Consider the following 14,064-nt stretch of genomic DNA (forward strand, 5'->3'; position numbering starts at 1 on the left):
TCCCCGGGAACCGTCACGTCCCGCCGCCGGGCGGTCGCCCTCCTCCCGAGCGTCGGGATGGCGCACCGGGGGCACCGTCAGGACGTCGGGAGCCGACGGTGGAGTCGTCGGCGTCGCCCGGCGGACCGGGGGCGCGGCCCGCGACCACCTCCTGGTCGGGCCGGGCGGAGGTGCCGCCGCCGAGGTCCGTACGGCAGGAGGCCCCGGGCGAGTGGTACGTGGAGGAGCAGGGCGACCGACGGTGGTGGATGCCGATCCTGGTGGCCTCGGTGGCGCTGACCGTCCTCGCCACGCTGGGTCTGGGCCTGTGGTTGGTCGTCCGAACCGGATCGGACGGGACTCCCCGGGCACCCCTGCCCTCGCCGAGCCCCGCTCCGCCGACGGCCGGCCCGCCGACCACCGGGGCGGCGACCACACCGGCCCGGGTCCCCATGCCGGACCTGGTGGGGCTGCCCAGGTCGGCGGCCGAGGCGGCGTTGGACCGGCTGGGACTGGGGTACCGGTCGGAACTGCGCCGGTCGGGACGACCGGCCGGGACGGTGATCGGGACCGAGCCGCAGGCGGGTGAGCGGGTACCGCTCGGCACCGACGTCACCCTGGTCGTCTCCGAGGGCAGCGGGCCGTCCACCTTGCCGACGACGCCGGATCGGACGTCGGCCCCCACTCCGACCGCCACCCGCGCCCCGACCACCGGCGCGACCGGAGGAGCCGTCACCACATCCGTCGGCGCGATCCCACGATGACGAGGCCGGTCAGGGAGACGGCCAGCCCGAGCAGGCCGGAGAGGATCAGGGACTGGTGGAGATCCTCCGCCGTGCCGCCCGACGCGCCGGGTCCGGCGCCCCACGCCGGAGCGGGACGGCCGGTGCCGATGGGTGTGCCACCGGGCGGCTCCGGCAGTGCGCCCTCCGGCTGTCCCGCACCCGTTCCGGGCCGGTGGCCCCCGGTGCCGGGCGGCGTGGAGCCGCCGTCCGGCGGAGGCGCGTCGTACGCGGACGGGCTCGGTGGGGTCGGAACGGTCAGTTGGGTGGTGGAGTGGGCCGGTACCCGGACCACGACCACGAGCGCGGTCGCGGCGCCGATCAGGACGAGCAGGCCGGCGGCGTAGCTGACACGGGACAGGGAACGCCGACGGACGGCGGTGCGGTTGAGCATGGTCATCCCAGGGTCAGGGTCCGGGACGTGCGGGGTGTCACCTGCCGGGGTGGGCACACCCAGTCTATGGGCACCGCCCACCCGTATTCGGGGAAATGCCCAGCTCAGCCCACGCGGACGGGGGTTCTGGCCGCCGGTCGTCGGGTGGTCCGGACGGTGTGCGGCCGAGGTTCCGGCGCGGCCTGCACCCGCACCAGACCGGCGCGTTGCACGAAGATCGTTCTTCGGTTGACCGCGTCTCCTGCCGCGTTCAGCTCGTAGCCGTCGATCCAGAGCCAGCCGTCGAAGGCCGGCCAGTCCAGCACACGGATCACACGGAACAGAATCGACCGGCGGAACTGCACACTTGCCGCACGAGTCACGTGCAGTACGTCACCAGAGCGGGGAAGCACATCGGCTCCTGTGAGGGATCGGCCGGCGACGGGCCGGCGGGAGGCGTGAACGGGAGACCGGCCCGGAGCGGTGGTGCCGCTGGGGCGAACCGGCATGGTGAGGTGGTGTTGGTCGGGACGCGCCCGCGGTGGCGGGACGCGCCCGACCAGCACCCGGTGCTTCCGGTTACCGCTCCCACCGCCGAAGCCGACAGGCGTCCAGCGGCGAAGTCCTTACCCCGGAGGCAGGTCTGTTTGTCCTGTTCGGGCAGGAGCCGTCCTGATCTTCCGTGACGCCGCGACCGCGCTGCGGAACCAGATCGAAACGGTGAGTAACCCGAGCCATGCGGACAGACTGCACGAGTGGCAGGGCACATGCAAGTTGCACGTCGACTTTTGCCGATACCTGAACGGTCCGCCCCCGGACCGCCTCTATCGTCGACGCTTGATGCCGTGGTCAGGGAACCGGCACACTGGACGCCGGTTTCTTGCCGCCGCGGCCGGCTGATGACCGCAACCAAGCCCGCCGCGAACGATCGCCCGCCGGTCGACGGTCGCGCCCTCGGCGGGCGAGTCAGTACGGGCGCGATCGACCGGAGGTACCCCCGGTGAGCGCGAGAAGTGCTTGCGACCCCCGCCGCCGTACGACAGAGCCTGGGACAACACGCGGAAGGAGTGAGCCGGCAAGCCGCAGGGTCCTGGGGGAGGGACGACCCGGTGAGTGAACGCCGAAGCCCCACGATCCGACGTCGCCGGCTCGGCGCGGAACTGCGCCGGCTGCGTGAGGCAGCCGGGACCACCATCGAGGCCGTGGCCGAGCGGTTGGAGTGCTCGGCGTCGAAGGTCTCGCGTATCGAGACCGGCCACACCTCGGTCACCCCTCGCGACGTGCGGGACATGCTCGCGATCTACGGGGTGCCGGAGGCCGAGAGCGAGGAGCTGGTGCAGATCGCCCGGGAGGCGCGCCAGCGGGGATGGTGGCACCCGTACAATTCGGTGCTCTCCGGGGCGTACGTCGGGCTGGAGGACGCCGCCGGTTCGATGCGGGCGTACGAACAGCAGGTGGTGCCGGGACTGCTCCAGACAGCCGACTACGCCCGGGCGATGATCGAGCTCGCCCGCCCGGACATGCCGGCCGACGAGGTGGACCAGAGGGTGCGTGTCCGTTCCAACCGCCAGTCGTTACTGACCCAGGACGTTCCGATCGATCTTTGGGTGGTGCTCGATGAGGCGGTGGTGAGCCGGCCGGTGGGCAGTGACGAGGTGATGCGTGCGCAGATGGCCCGGCTGGTGGAACTGGCCGAGCTGCCGAACGTCACCATCCAGGTGCTGCCCTTCCACGTCGGGGCTCATGCGGCCATGGACGGCTCGTTCACGATCCTCGACTTCCCCGAGCCCGGTGATCCGGATGTCGTGTATGCGGAAAACGCCACGGGTGGGCTCTTCCTGGAGAAGAGCGACGAGCTTCGGCGCTACAACTACATCTTCGACCAGATTCGAACCCAGGCCATGCTACCGGAGGCGTCCATCGCACACATCGCAGAACTGGCAGAGGAGCCGTTGTGGAAATGGCGACCAAGAGGGTCCTCGCGGACCTGACGCACGCATCGTGGTTCAAGAGCTCGCGCAGCGGGCCGAACTGCGACAACTGCGTGGAGGTGGCGTTCGTGACCGGGGCGGTCGGGGTCCGTGACTCGAAGGACCCGACCGGGCCTGCCCTGGTGTTCGCCCCCGGTGACTGGCTCGCCTTCGTCGGCGGCACCAGGCGGGAGGCGTTCGGCCGCGGCTGAGCCGCCGGCGGACCGGACGGCGTGACGGCGGTGGAGGCCGGTCCCGTACCCGTAGCCTCCACCGCCGGTGTGACGGCGCGGCGCGGTCCCCGTGTCCCGGCAGCGAGGCCGGGGCGGGGGCCGCGCCCTCGTCGTGTCCGGCGTCGACGCGGGTCCGGTGACGGTGGCCCGGAACCCGTCGCCACTTCCGTCCCACCTCGTTGTACCTCTCGTCATCGGTCGGCCGAGCGGTCGGCCAGGGCGGATCCGCAACCGAGCGAGGCAGGTGGACGGATGACGACGATCGGATCAGAGAACCTCACCAACGGGCCGGGCAAGCCGGAGCGGTTCGGCGGCAAGTACCGCGGTGCCCGCCGGGACACCGTCCTGACCGAGGTGGTCTCCACCGACTCCGACCTCGGGAGCCGGGAGAGCGGCAGCGTCACCGCGCCCGACCAGGCCGGGCCGCTCTCCCTGCCGTCGCTGGACACCAACCCGCTCACCGAGCCGTCGTTCCCGCCGACGGGGTGGCCGGTCGAGCCCACCGAGGCGTTGGCGGACCATCCGCTCCTGCGTGGCCTGCTGATGGAGTTGCCGCCCCGGGGCAGCGTGCCGCCGCCCGGCTGGCTGGACCGCTGGTTCGAGGCGACCCGGGCCATCCTGGAACTGCTGTACGTGCAGGGTGGCGGTCGCGGGCGCTGATCCCACCGCCGCCCCGCGCGGGTCATCCCGCAGCGTTATTGATACTTTAGTATGTTTTGTTGGACACAGATGGCGGCCTAGCCTCAGCTTGATCGGCGATCTTCGATTTTCCCGAGTGGGGGGACCGTGTGCCGGTCGGAGGGGAGGTAGGGAGATGCGTCTCCCACGCAGGTCGATTCTGGTTGGGGTGGCCGCCGTGTCGATGGCGGCGACCGCCACGCCGGCGCTGGCCGCAGAGCCTGTCGGTAGCATCCTGAGAGCCGGCGGTGCCACCGCCGTCGCCGACAGCTACATCGTTGTGTTCAAGGACACCACGGTCGCCCGGACCAAGGTGAGCGACAACGCCAAGCGGCTGGTCGACAAGCACGGCGGCCAGGTCGCCCGGACCTACAGCGCCGCGCTGCGCGGCTTCGAGGTCCAAGGCGACGCCAAGACCGCGGCCCGGATCGCGGCGGACCCCGCCGTCGCGTACGTCGAGCAGAACCACACGGTCAGCATCGCCGCCACCCAGAGCCCGACGCCCTCGTGGGGTCTGGACCGGTCCGACCAGCGGGCACTGCCGCTGGACAACTCGTACACGTACCCCGGTACGGCGAGCAACGTCACCGCCTACATCGTCGACACCGGCATCCGGACCACCCACAGCGACTTCGGTGGCCGGGCGGTCTGGGGCACCAACACGGCAGACACCAACAACACCGACTGCAACGGGCACGGCACGCACGTCGCCGGCACGGTCGGCGGTACGGCGTACGGTATCGCCAAGGGTGTCAAGCTGGTCGCCGTCAAGGTGCTCAACTGCCAGGGCAGCGGCACCAACGCCGGCGTCATCGGCGGCGTGGACTGGGTGACCGCGAACGCGCAGAAGCCGGCCGTGGCCAACATGAGCCTCGGCGGTGGCGCCAACGCGACGCTCGACACCGCGGTCCGCAACTCCATCGCCTCGGGTGTGACCTACGGTCTGGCCGCCGGCAACAGCAACAACGACGCCTGCACCGGCTCGCCGGGTCGTACCCCCGAGGGCATCACGGTCGGCGCGACGACCAACACCGACGCCCGGTCGTCCTTCTCGAGCTTCGGCAGCTGCCTGGACATCTTCGCGCCGGGCTCGTCGATCGTCTCGGCGTGGAACACCAGCGACACCGCCACCAACAACATCAGCGGCACCTCGATGGCCACGCCGCACGTGGTCGGCGCGGCGGCCCTGGTGGCCGGCGCCAACCCGACCTGGACCCCGCAGCAGGTCCGGGACAAGCTGGTCAACGACACCACGAGCGGTGTGGTGACCAACCCCGGGACGGGTTCGCCGAACAAGCTGCTCTACGTCGCCAACAGCGACACCCCGCCGACGAACGACTTCTCCGTCTCGGTCTCGCCGGCCTCCGGCTCGACCGCGCCGGGCGGTGCGGTGACCGCCACCGTCAACACCGCCACCACCAACGGTTCCGCCCAGTCGGTGAGCCTCTCGGCCAGCGGGCTGCCCTCCGGGGCGACCGCCTCGTTCAACCCGGCCACCGTCACCTCGGGTGCCTCCTCGGCGCTGACCATCAGGACCTCGGAGAGCACCCCGGCCGGCACCTACTCGGTGACCGTGACCGGCACCGCGGCCTCGGGCAGCCGGACCGCGACCTACTCGCTGACGGTGACCGGCAACGGTGGCGGCAGCTGCTCCGGCACCAACGACACCGACGTGGCGATCCCGGACCCGGGCACCGCCACCAGCTCGATCACCATCTCCGGCTGCGGCCGGGCCGCCTCGGCCACCTCGACCGTGTCGGTGAACATCGTGCACACCTACCGTGGTGACCTGGTCATCGACCTGATCGCCCCGGACGGCACCGCGTACCGCCTGAAGAACTACTCCCTCTTCGACGGCGCGGACAACGTCATCGCCACCTACCCGGCGAACCTCGCCGGTGAGGCGGCCGACGGCACCTGGCGTCTCCAGGTGCGGGACGTCTTCAGCGGCGACACGGGCAACATCAACACCTGGTCGCTGAACCTGTAACAGAACCACAGCACACGGGGCTCCTCCTCCGGGAGGAGCCCCTTCGCGTGTGGGGCGGGGTCAGACGGCGAAGGTCGACAGGCGCTCGGCGGCCGGTGCCGGCGGACGGGCCTTCCACAAGCCGGTCTTCTGCGCGCCGAGTCGGGCCAGGTAGGCCGGGTTGAGGATGACGTACCGCTTCCAGAGCCGCTTCGGCTCCAGACCGAGCCGCCAGAACCACTCCAGTCCGGCCCGCTGCATCCACGGCGGGGGGTTGCGCAGCAGCCCGGCGTGGTAGTCGAAGGCCGCCCCGACCGCCATCAGCGGCATGTCCAGCAGCGGTCGCATGGCGTACGTGAAGACTTCCTGGCGCGGGCAGCCCAGCCCGACCAGGACGAGCCGCGCCCCGCTCGCCCGGATCCGGTCGGCGATCTCGACGTCCTCGCCCGGCTGCACCTGACGGAACTTCGACGGCTCCACCCCGGCGATCTTCAGGGCCGGGAACATCCGCTCCAGCGCCGGGATCAGGCGGCTCAGCGTCTCCTCCGTGGAACCGTAGAGGTAGACCGGCAGGCCCTCGTCGGCGAACCGGGCGAGCACCCGCAGGGTCAGCTCCGGGCCGTACACCCGGTCGTCCAGTCCGGCGGAGTGCAGCAGGTTGAGCGCCCAGCGCACCGGCTGACCGTCCGGGGTGACCACGTCGAAGGAGTTCAGCCGGGCGTTGTGCGCCGGGTCGAGGACACCGGTCATCACGCCGTGCACGGCCAACGCGGTCAGCGCCATCGGCCGCCGCTCGCGGGCGGCCAGGACCACCTCCTCGGTGGCGGCGGCGTAGTCGGTGGCGTCCACCAGGACGCCGAGCACGTTGCGCTTGCGCGAGGTCATGACTGCGGCACCCACTTCTCCACGTTGGCCTCGTAGATCTCCCGCAGGATCATCGGTACGTCGTAGACCTGCTTCCAGTCCGGGTAGTCCCGCTGGAACGCCTCGTTGGACCCGATCCACCACTTGTGGTCGCCGACCCGGTTGGCCTCGACGTACTCGGTGGTCATCTCCTGGCCGGTGATCTGCTCGGCCAGCGCGAAGGCCTCGCGGTGGGAGGTGTTGGAGTGCCGGCCGCCGCCGAGGTTGTACACCGCCGCCGAGCGCGGGTTGCGGAAGAACGCCTCGAACGCCGAGACCACGTCCGAGCTGTGGATGGCGTCCCGGACCATCTTGCCCTGGTACCCGAAGATCTTGTACGTCCGGCGCTCCATGTTGCAGCGCATCACGTACGCCAGGAAGCCGTGCAGCTCGGTGGCCGAGTGCGCGGGGCCGGTGAGCGTGCCGCCCCGGAAGCAGGCGGTCCTCATGTCGAAGTAGCGCCCGTACTCCTGGACCATGACGTCGGCGGCGACCTTCGAGGCCCCGAAGATCGAGTGCAGGCAGGAGTCGATGGACATGTCCTCCCGGATGCCCTGCTCGTACGGGTGCCCCGGCTCGATCTCCCAGCGCGTCTCCAACTCGACCAGGGGCAGGCTGTTCGGCCGGTCGCCGTAGACCTTGTTGGTCGAGCAGTGGATCACCGCCGCGTCGATGCAGTGCTCCCGGACGTTCTGCAGCACGTTGAGGGTGCCCGCCGCGTTCACGTCGAAGTCGGTGAACGGGTCCCGCACCGCCCAGTCGTGCGAGGGCTGAGCGGCGGTGTGGATCACCACGACCACGTCCCGGCCGTAGCGGCGGAACAGCGCCGCCAGCGCGTCCCGGTCGCGGATGTCGATGCCGTGGTGCGAGTACGCCGCGCCGAGCTCGTCGGCGAGCCGGCGCACGTTCCACGCGGTGGACGCCTCGGCGCCGAAGAACTCCTGCCGCATGTCGTTGTCGATGCCGACCACCTGGAGACCGAGACCGGCGAAGTGCCGAACCGCCTCCGAGCCGATCAGACCGCCCGAACCGGTCACCACCGCGACACTCACACGCCACTCCACGGGTCGTTAGGGGGCAGAGGGAACCACCGGAGCATAACGTGACGATCCGTGCCGTCCCGTAGACGCGGCAAGGGCCCCGCAACTGCGGAGCCCTTGACTTCTGGTGGGGAAGGAGGGAGTTGAACCCTCACGCCCTTTCGGGCACACGGACCTGAACCGTGCGCGTCTGCCATTCCGCCACTTCCCCGTGGCATGACCCGGATCACTCTAATGCGTGCCGCCCTCGCTGTCGCCAGTGGGGGTGGCCCGGACATCGTACGTGCTCCCGGCCGTTGCCACGATCGGTTACCGTTCGTGGCGGGGAGAAGAGTAGCACGACGATCAGGGCCCGTCCGAACGGGCCGAGAGCAGGCGGCCGAGCGGCGTGTGAGCTGCGCGAGCGACGGCCGGATACCATCATGTCCTCGGGACCCGAGGAGGAGCCGGTGAGCGTGCTGCAACGCTTCGAGAAGCGTCTGGAAGGCCTGGTCGAAGGAGCCTTCGCCAAGGTCTTCAAGGGTGTTGTCCACCCCGTGGAGATCCTGAACGCCATGCAGCGGGAGGCTGAGGCGCACAAGGCGATCCTGGCTGGTGGGCGCACTCTCGTGCCCAACCGCTACGTGATCGATCTCTCGCCGTACGACCACAGCCGGCTGGCGCCGTACGCCGCCGCGCTCGCCCAGGAGCTGGCCCAGTCTCAGGCCGAGTTCATCGGCGAGCAGGCGTGGACGGTCTACGGCGACGTGATCGTCGAGATCGAGCGCGGCGAGGGGCTGGACACGGGCATGTTCCGGGTCACGGCCGAGGTCTACACCGGCGGCGAGGTGGCCCCGGTGTCGGCTCCCGGCTACGACGCCGGGCCGCCCGGATACCCCGCGTACGACCAGGGTGGCGGCTACGGCCCGCCCCCCGGCCACGGTGGCGCGCGCAACGTCCGGCTGGTTTCCGGCGACGGTCGCACCTACCCGCTCCAGATGGGCTCGACGGTGATCGGCCGGGGCGACCAGGCCAACCTGCGCCTGCCCGACGTCGGCATCTCCCGCCGACACGCCCGGCTGGACTTCGACGGTGGTCAGGTCGTGCTCACCGACCTTGGTTCGACCAACGGCACGATGGTCAACGGTCAGCGGGTCTCCGCCGTCGCGCTAAGCCCGGGCGACATGATCCAGCTCGGTACCACCACCCTGACCTTCCGCGTGGACGGCTGACCCGCCTTGCCCGAACTCGTCATCACCGTCGCCCGGTTCGGGTTCCTCATCCTCCTGTGGATCTTCGTGTTCACGGTGGTGGGGGTGATCCGGCGGGACCTCTTCGCAGGTGCCCGCTCCGGCCGGCTGGTGGCCGCCCCCCGTTCGGTCGGCGCCGCCACCAACCAGGCGGCGGCGAAACCCGCCAAGGTCAAGCGGGGGCGGGCCGCCCACCAGCTCGTGGTCACCGCCGGGCAACTCGCCGGCACCCGGATCACCCTGGGCGAAGCGCCGATAACCATCGGCCGGGCGGAGGACTCCACCCTGGTCATCACCGATGACTACGCCTCCGCACGCCACGCCCGGCTGCTGCCCCGTGACGGGCAGTGGTTCGTCGAGGACCTCGGCTCGACTAACGGCACCTATCTGGATCGCGCTAAGGTCACCGGACCAACCCCCGTCCCCCTCGGCGTGCCGATCCGTATCGGCCGCACTTCTCTCGAATTACGGCCATGACTCTGACCCTGCGCTATGCGGCCCACAGCGACCGCGGTCTGATCCGAGACGGTAACCAGGACTCCGTCTACGCCGGACCGCGGCTACTCGCCGTCGCCGACGGCATGGGCGGCATGGCCGCCGGTGACGTCGCCAGCAACATCGTCATCGGTGCCATGGCGCCGCTCGACGAGGACGTCCCGGGGGACGCACTCGTCGACGCGTTGCGACAGGCCGTGGACACCGCCAACCAGCAGCTCCGTGACACGGTGGACGCCAATCCCCAGCTGGAGGGGATGGGAACCACGCTCACCGCGATCCTCTTCTCCGGCACCAAGCTCGGCATGGTGCACATCGGAGACTCGCGGGCGTATCTCCTCCGTAACGGCGAGTTCGCCCAGGTCACCAAGGACGACACCTACGTCCAGATGCTCGTCGACGAGGGCCGGATCAGCGCCGAGGAGGCGAGTAGCCACCCCCAGCGCTCGCTGCTCACCCGCGCGCTGGACGGCCGGGACATCGACCCGGAGTACAGCGTCCGGCAGGTCCTTCCCGGCGACCGGTACCTCATCTGCAGCGACGGCCTCTCCGGCGTGGTCAGCGCGGAGACCATCGCGGACACGATGCGTGAGTACACCGACCCGCAGCAGTGCGTCGAGCGGCTGGTGCAGCTGGCGCTCCGTGGCGGTGGGCCGGACAACATCACCGTGATCATCGCCGACGCGACCGACCACGACATCGTCGAGGCCAGCCCGATCGTCGGCGGCGCGGCCGCCCGCGACCGGGGCATGGCCACCTCGGCGGACGTCTCCACCCCGGCGGCCCGCGCCTCGGCCCTGAACGCGCCCCGTCCGCCGGTTCCCGAGGAGCCCTCGGCGAACCGCGACGACGAGCCGGAGCGCCGCCGGCACCGGCCGCTGCGTACGGCCCTGCTGCTGGTCGTCCTGCTCGCCCTCCTCGGCGGCGGTCTCTTCGCCGGCTGGAGCTACACCCAGCGGCAGTACTACGTCGGCGCCACGGACGACGGCCAGCTCGCCGTCTTCCAGGGCGTCCCCGGGCAGATCGCCGGCCTCGACCTCTCCAACGTCCACCGCACCAGCGCCGCCGACCTGGAGGACCTCACCCCGGCCGCCCAGGAGCGGGTGAAGCAGGGCATCCAGGCCAAGAGCGAGTCGGACGCCACCCGGCGGCTGGCCGAGCTGACCGACGACGACCCGGCCAACCCGAACCTGAAGCCGATCTGCCCGCCGAGCCCCACCACCAGCCCCACCGTGACCACGCCGGTGCCCACGGCGACCCCGGCCGCCGGTGGCCGGGTGACCCCGACGCCCTCGGCCGCGCCGAGCGTCACCCCGACCCCGGACGCCCTGCCCACCGATACGGTTCCGCCGGTCCTCGAACCGGCGGGCTGCCGGTCGCCCGAGTGAGCGCCGGCCCGACCCCGAGGATCCGACCGTGACCGCCCAGGCCACCCCGGCAGCCTCGCCCGGCACGACGGGCGAGCAGCCCGGCGTACGCCTGGCCCGATCCCGGCGCAACGCCGAGCTGTCCCTGCTCGCGGTGGCCATGGTGCTGGTCGCCGCGTACGGGGGCATGGTCGAGGCGAACGTGCTCGACAAGGTCACCGGCGACTTCTGGATCCCGGCCGTCGCGCTCTCCGCCGTCTTCCTCGGCCTGCACGTGGTGATCCGGTATCTCGCGCCCTTCGCCGACCCGGCCCTGCTTCCCGCCGTGGCCCTGCTCAACGGCATCGGCGTCGGCTTCCTGCGCCGGCTCGACCTGGCCGACGCGCCGGCCGCCGAGCGGGCCGACCTGGCGATCTTCGCCGGCACGGGTGGTCGGCAGCTGGCCTGGACGCTGGTCTCGGTGATGCTCGCGGCGGGCTTGCTGGTGCTCATGCGGGACCACCGCGCGGTGTCCCGGTACGCGTACACGCTGGGCCTCGCCGGCATCGTGCTGGTGATGATCCCCGCCGTGCTGCCCAACCGGTTCTCCGAGATCAACGGTGCCAAGCTCTGGATCCGGGTCGGCAGCTTCTCCATCCAGCCCGGCGAGTTCGCCAAGCTCGCGCTGCTGGTCTTCTTCGCCTACTACCTGGTGCGCAAGCGCGAGGTCCTGTCGCTGGCCAGCCGCCGGTTCCTCGGCATCGACTTCCCCCGGGGACGGGATCTCGGCCCGGTGGTCGTGGTCTGGCTGATCAGCCTCATGGTGCTGGTCTTCGAGAAGGACCTCGGCACCTCGCTGCTCTACTTCGGCATGTTCGTGGTCACGCTCTACATCGCCACCGAGCGGGTGAGCTGGCTGTTGATCGGTCTGTTGCTCTTCTTCGGCGGGGCCTACCTCGCCTACTTCCTGGGCAGCACGGTCGGCGGACCGTTCGCCAACTTCTACCTCCGGGCCGAGATCTGGCTGGACCCGTTCGCCGACCCGCTCAACGACGGCTACCAGCTGGTGCAGGGGTTGCTCGCGCTCGGCACCGGCGGCCTGTTCGGGGCCGGTCCGGGCGGCGGGGCCCCGGACGTCCTGCCCGAGGTGCAGAACGACTTCATCTTCGCCGGCATCGGTGAGGAGATCGGACTCTTCGGCCTCTCCGCCCTCCTGGTGGTCTACCTGTTGATCGTCCAGCGCGGGCTGCGGGCCGCCCTCACCGTCCGGGACTCGTTCGGCAAGCTGCTCGCCGGCGGTCTCGCCTTCACCCTCGGCCTCCAGGTCTTCGTGATCGTCGGCGGGATCAGCGGGCTCATCCCGCTCACCGGCCAGACCACGCCGTTCCTCTCCGCCGGTGGTTCCTCCCTGATGGCGAACTGGCTGCTGGTCGGCGTCCTGCTGCGTATCTCGGACGCCGGCCGGCGTCCGGTCTCCGGTGGGTCGGCCGCCCGACCGGGCAGCGCCGGTCCACCCGAGCAGCTCCACGGTGCCCCTACGGAGGTGATCCGCCCGTGAACGCACCGCTCCGTCGGGTCGGCGTGGTCGTCCTGGTCCTGTTCGGCCTGCTCTTCATGAACCTGAACTGGATTCAGGCGTACAAGGCCGACGAGTACCGCACCAGCGACTACAACGGCCGGGTCCAGGTTGCCGAGTACGACCGCAAGCGCGGCAACATCGAGGCCGGCGGTACTCCGGTGGCCACCAGCAAGGAGACCAACGGCAGCCTCAGGTACCTGCGGACCTACCCGGCCGGGCCGAAGTACGCGCACGTGCTCGGCTTCAAGCCGGTCAACCTCGGGGACACCGGCATCGAGCGGGCCGAGGACGACTTCCTCGCCGGCACCAGCGACCAGCTCTTCGCCGACCGGTTCCGGGACATGCTCCGGGTCACCGGCGAGCCGTCCGGTGGCGGGAACGTGCTGCTCTCCATCTCGAAGCGGGCGCAGGACACGGCGTACACCCAGTTGGCCAACAACGAACTGGGCGCGACCAGGGGGGCGGCGATCGCGCTGGACCCGCGTACCGGGGCGGTCCAGGCGCTGGTCTCCATGCCCAGCTTCGACCCGAACCCGCTGGCCAGCCACGAAACCAGCGCGGCGTCGGCGGCGTACAACAAGCTGGAGGGCGACCCGGCCGGTCCGCTGCGGAACCGGGCGCTGGGCGAGACGCTGCCACCCGGATCGACCTTCAAGATCGTGGTGGCCGCCGCCGCACTCGAGAACGGCGTCGGCAAGCAGACCATGATCCCGGCGGGCCCCAGCTACACCGCCCCGACCTCCGGTACGCCGATCCGCAACGCCGTCCCGTCGATCTGCCCGGAGGACGAGGTGACCCTGATGAACGCGGTCACCGAGTCGTGCAACACCGGCTTCGCCCAGCTCGGCGTCCGGCTCGGGGCCGACACGGTCAAGGAGAAGGCCCGCCAGTTCGGCTTCGAGCAGGAGGACCTGACCATCGGCCACCTCGACGAAGCCGGTCTGCCGGTGGCCCCCAGCCGTACCGGGGAGATGAAGAACCCGGACGGCGGGGACGACCCGGCCGGGCTGGCGCAGTCGTCGATCGGCCAGTTCGACGTCCGGATGACCCCGTTGCAGGGTGCCCTGATCGCCGCCGCGGTGGCGAACAACGGCACCCAGATGCGGCCCTACCTGGTCCAGCAGCTGCTCGGCCCGGACCGGACGACCAACTACTACACCGCCGACCCGAAGCAGCTCCGGCAGCCGATCAGCGGTCAGGTCGCCAACGACCTGCGGGACATGATGGTCAACGTGGTGACCGAGGGCACCGGCCGCAAAGCCCGGATCGACGGGTATACCGTCGGCGGCAAGACCGGCACCGCGCAGGCCGGGGAGAACACCGACGACCACGGCTGGTTCATCGGCTTCGCCCTCGACAAGGACGGCAAGCCGGTCTCCGCGGTCTGCGTCATGCTGGAGTCGGCGGGCCAGGGCGGCAGCGCCGAGGCGGCCCGGATCGCCGGGCAGATCATGCGGGCGGCCATCGCGGATCCCGGAGGGCGGTGAC

At 70.9% G+C, this 14,064-nt stretch carries 14 protein-coding genes and 1 tRNA gene; 10 read left to right on the forward strand and 5 right to left on the reverse strand.

The genetic code is table 11. The features are described from left to right. Positions 1 to 98: 98 nt before the first annotated feature. The gene (locus tag GA0074694_RS07005; protein ID WP_091454210.1) at positions 99 to 743 is read left to right on the forward strand and encodes a PASTA domain-containing protein; all 645 of its coding nucleotides are present in this window, start codon (positions 99 to 101) and stop codon (positions 741 to 743) included. Here the strand turns inward: GA0074694_RS07005 and GA0074694_RS07010 are convergent. Continuing rightward, the gene (locus tag GA0074694_RS07010; RefSeq protein ID WP_091454214.1) at positions 712 to 1,161 is read right to left on the reverse strand and encodes a hypothetical protein; all 450 of its coding nucleotides are present in this window, start codon (positions 1,159 to 1,161) and stop codon (positions 712 to 714) included. The genes GA0074694_RS07005 and GA0074694_RS07010 overlap by 32 nt on opposite strands. A gap of 98 nt (positions 1,162 to 1,259) precedes the next feature. Next, the gene (locus GA0074694_RS07015; RefSeq protein ID WP_091454218.1) at positions 1,260 to 1,547 is read right to left on the reverse strand and encodes a hypothetical protein; all 288 of its coding nucleotides are present in this window, start codon (positions 1,545 to 1,547) and stop codon (positions 1,260 to 1,262) included. Positions 1,548 to 2,243: 696 nt separating this feature from the next. On the opposite strand from GA0074694_RS07015, the gene GA0074694_RS07020 reads away from it, so the two are divergent. The 4 genes from GA0074694_RS07020 to GA0074694_RS07035 all read left to right on the forward strand — a co-directional run bounded on the left by GA0074694_RS07020 (position 2,244) and on the right by GA0074694_RS07035 (position 6,005). Then, positions 2,244 to 3,125, forward strand: a complete 882-nt coding sequence (locus GA0074694_RS07020; protein ID WP_091454223.1) for a helix-turn-helix domain-containing protein — start codon at positions 2,244 to 2,246, stop codon at positions 3,123 to 3,125. Further along, the gene (locus GA0074694_RS07025) at positions 3,095 to 3,316 is read left to right on the forward strand and encodes a DUF397 domain-containing protein (protein WP_091454227.1); all 222 of its coding nucleotides are present in this window, start codon (positions 3,095 to 3,097) and stop codon (positions 3,314 to 3,316) included. The genes GA0074694_RS07020 and GA0074694_RS07025 overlap by 31 nt, the downstream gene beginning before the upstream one ends. Before the next feature lie 273 nt (positions 3,317 to 3,589). Next, positions 3,590 to 3,997: a hypothetical protein gene (locus GA0074694_RS07030; protein WP_091454232.1), complete on the forward strand. Its 408-nt coding sequence runs from the start codon at positions 3,590 to 3,592 to the stop codon at positions 3,995 to 3,997. Between the two features lie 154 nt (positions 3,998 to 4,151). Then, positions 4,152 to 6,005 carry a S8 family peptidase gene (locus GA0074694_RS07035; RefSeq protein ID WP_091454236.1) on the forward strand — a complete coding sequence of 618 codons (1,854 nt, stop codon included), beginning with the start codon at positions 4,152 to 4,154 and terminating at the stop codon, positions 6,003 to 6,005. A 60-nt stretch (positions 6,006 to 6,065) separates the two neighbouring features. On the opposite strand, the gene GA0074694_RS07040 is transcribed toward GA0074694_RS07035, so the two are convergent. The 3 genes from GA0074694_RS07040 to GA0074694_RS07050 form a co-directional block, all read right to left on the reverse strand. Next, positions 6,066 to 6,869 carry a WecB/TagA/CpsF family glycosyltransferase gene (locus GA0074694_RS07040; RefSeq protein WP_091454239.1) on the reverse strand — a complete coding sequence of 268 codons (804 nt, stop codon included), beginning with the start codon at positions 6,867 to 6,869 and terminating at the stop codon, positions 6,066 to 6,068. Then, on the reverse strand, positions 6,866 to 7,939 hold the full coding sequence (locus GA0074694_RS07045; protein WP_091454243.1) for an NAD-dependent epimerase/dehydratase family protein: 1,074 nt from the start codon (positions 7,937 to 7,939) through the stop codon (positions 6,866 to 6,868). Before GA0074694_RS07045 ends, GA0074694_RS07040 begins: the two co-directional genes overlap by 4 nt. A gap of 113 nt (positions 7,940 to 8,052) precedes the next feature. Beyond that, positions 8,053 to 8,138, reverse strand: a tRNA-Leu gene (locus GA0074694_RS07050). A gap of 211 nt (positions 8,139 to 8,349) precedes the next feature. Here GA0074694_RS07050 and GA0074694_RS07055 point away from each other — a divergent pair. The 5 genes from GA0074694_RS07055 to GA0074694_RS07075 are packed head-to-tail and all read left to right on the forward strand — an operon-like array spanning position 8,350 to position 14,063. Continuing rightward, the gene (locus GA0074694_RS07055; protein ID WP_091454247.1) at positions 8,350 to 9,138 is read left to right on the forward strand and encodes an FHA domain-containing protein; all 789 of its coding nucleotides are present in this window, start codon (positions 8,350 to 8,352) and stop codon (positions 9,136 to 9,138) included. Positions 9,139 to 9,144: 6 nt separating this feature from the next. Beyond that, entirely contained in the window at positions 9,145 to 9,633 is a 489-nt protein-coding gene (locus GA0074694_RS07060; protein ID WP_091454250.1) for an FHA domain-containing protein FhaB/FipA, read from the forward strand. Beyond that, positions 9,630 to 11,039 carry a PP2C family protein-serine/threonine phosphatase gene (locus GA0074694_RS07065; protein WP_091454253.1) on the forward strand — a complete coding sequence of 470 codons (1,410 nt, stop codon included), beginning with the start codon at positions 9,630 to 9,632 and terminating at the stop codon, positions 11,037 to 11,039. The genes GA0074694_RS07060 and GA0074694_RS07065 overlap by 4 nt, the downstream gene beginning before the upstream one ends. Positions 11,040 to 11,067: 28 nt before the next feature. Next, on the forward strand, positions 11,068 to 12,555 hold the full coding sequence (locus tag GA0074694_RS07070) for an FtsW/RodA/SpoVE family cell cycle protein (protein WP_091454256.1): 1,488 nt from the start codon (positions 11,068 to 11,070) through the stop codon (positions 12,553 to 12,555). Next, positions 12,552 to 14,063 carry a peptidoglycan D,D-transpeptidase FtsI family protein gene (locus tag GA0074694_RS07075; RefSeq protein ID WP_091454258.1) on the forward strand — a complete coding sequence of 504 codons (1,512 nt, stop codon included), beginning with the start codon at positions 12,552 to 12,554 and terminating at the stop codon, positions 14,061 to 14,063. Before GA0074694_RS07070 ends, GA0074694_RS07075 begins: the two co-directional genes overlap by 4 nt. Position 14,064 lies beyond the last annotated feature (1 nt).

The organism is Micromonospora inyonensis, from assembly GCF_900091415.1.
GTDB classification, from domain to species: domain Bacteria; phylum Actinomycetota; class Actinomycetes; order Mycobacteriales; family Micromonosporaceae; genus Micromonospora; species Micromonospora inyonensis.